Source organism: Moorena sp. SIO3E8 (genome assembly GCF_010692445.1).
GTDB classification, from domain to species: Bacteria; Cyanobacteriota; Cyanobacteriia; order Cyanobacteriales; family Coleofasciculaceae; genus Moorena; species Moorena bouillonii.
Genome location: NZ_JAAHHM010000325.1, coordinates 1 through 1,849, shown reverse-complemented (window position 1 = coordinate 1,849; position 1,849 = coordinate 1). Strand labels below are relative to the sequence as shown.

Below are 1,849 nucleotides of genomic sequence, written 5' to 3'. Positions count from 1 at the left end.
AAAAGGTATAGCTATGAGTAGCAATCAATATGTCTAAAACTCGGGGGTTTACCCCACAGTCGGAATGGAATCAGGTTAATTGGCGAAAGCTAGAAAGAACCGTATTCAAGTTGCAAAAGCGGATATACCGAGCCTCTCAACGTGGTGATGTTCGAGTGGTAAGAAAGCTGCAAAAGACTCTGATGAAGTCCTGGTCAGGAAAAATGCTAGCGGTAAGGAAGGTAACCCAACAGAATAAAGGTAAAAAGACTGCCGGAATAGATGGGAGAAAAGCTTTGAAAAACAAGCAGCGCCTAATCTTAGCAGCCAGCCTTAAAATTTACAAAAAACCTCAACCAACCCGCCGAGTTTGGATAAATAAGTCCGGTCAAAAAAGTGAGAAACGCCCTCTGGGCATCCCAACTATATACGACCGAGCACTACAAGCCTTGACCAAACAGGCTCTAGAGCCAGAATGGGAGGCCAATTTTGAACCAAACTCATACGGATTCAGACCAGGAAGGTCATGCCATGATGCTATCGAAGCAATATTTACGGGAATCGCACAGAAACCTAAATGGACTCTTGATGCCGACATCTCAAAATGCTTTGATAAAATCAACCATGAAAAACTTCTCACAAAATTAAATACCTATCCCTCCATGAAGCGATTAATCAAAGGATGGTTAAAAGCCGGAGTAATGGATGAAGGAACATTCTCCCCTACTATAGAGGGCACCCCCCAAGGTGGAATAATATCACCACTTTTGGCGAATATAGCCCTCCACGGAATGGAAGAACGAGTTAAAGAATACGCTGAAACATTACCCGGCAGAAAAGCAAGGAATAGACAAGCGTTAAACTTCGTAAGATACGCAGATGATTTTATCATCATGCACAAATCCAAAGAAGTGGTAGAAGAATGTCAGAGAATTATAGAAACATGGTTAAAAGACATTGGCCTGGAACTAAAACCAAGTAAAACAAAATTGGTTCACACCACAGAAGGGTACGACTTCCTCGGTTTTAATATCAGGCAGTACCCTGTAGGAAAAAATCAATCCAAACAAGGTTTTAAAACCCTCATCAAACCATCAAAGAGAAAAGTGAACGAGCATTGGGAGCAGCTATCTAAAGAAATAGATAGATATAGAGCTGCTCCCCAAGAAGCCCTAATCAGGCGTCTTAGACCCATTATAAAAGGATGGTGTAACTACAATCGCGCAGCGGTAAGTCAGGAAACATTCAAGGGACTAGACAACAAGCTCTGGAACAAACTCCAAAGATGGGGATACAGGAGACACCCTAACAAATCCAAAACCTGGGTAAATAAAAAGTACTGGGGGACTAAGACTGAAAAACCTAAGAACCCATGGGACACACCTATAGTGGACAACTGGATATTCATGACCTCGGAGGATAACTACCTACCGAAACACGCAAAGACAAAAATTGTTAGACACGTGAAAGTCAAAGAATCCAGAAGTACATTTGACGGAGACCTAACGTACTGGGGAAATCGCATGGCAAAACACCCTGAGATGTCCAGCCAGAAAGGAAAACTTCTGAAAAGACAGAAAGGAAAATGCGCCCACTGCGGTCTCACCTTCAAGGAAGGAGATGTGATGGAAACGCACCATATAATACCACGCTCACAAGGTGGAAACGACCAACTCAAAAATCTTGAGCTACTCCACCTACACTGCCACGATGAAAAACATAGAATCAAGGAGAATCTAGATGAAAATCCATTCTAATGTAGAGGTACCACTGACAAGAGATTCCGTCGCGAGGAGCCGGATGAGGGGAAACTTTCACGTCCGGTTTTGGAGACGAGTCGGCGGGGGCGACCCCACGGCTTAGTTTAATT

General features: G+C 43.3%; 1 protein-coding gene. It reads left to right on the top strand.

The genetic code is table 11. The features are described 5' to 3' along the window. The first annotated feature begins 29 nt into the window (after positions 1-29). The gene (gene ltrA, locus F6K46_RS39485) at positions 30-1,736 is read left to right on the top strand and encodes a group II intron reverse transcriptase/maturase (RefSeq protein ID WP_365940589.1); all 1,707 of its coding nucleotides are present in this window, start codon (positions 30-32) and stop codon (positions 1,734-1,736) included. Positions 1,737-1,849: the final 113 nt, after the last annotated feature.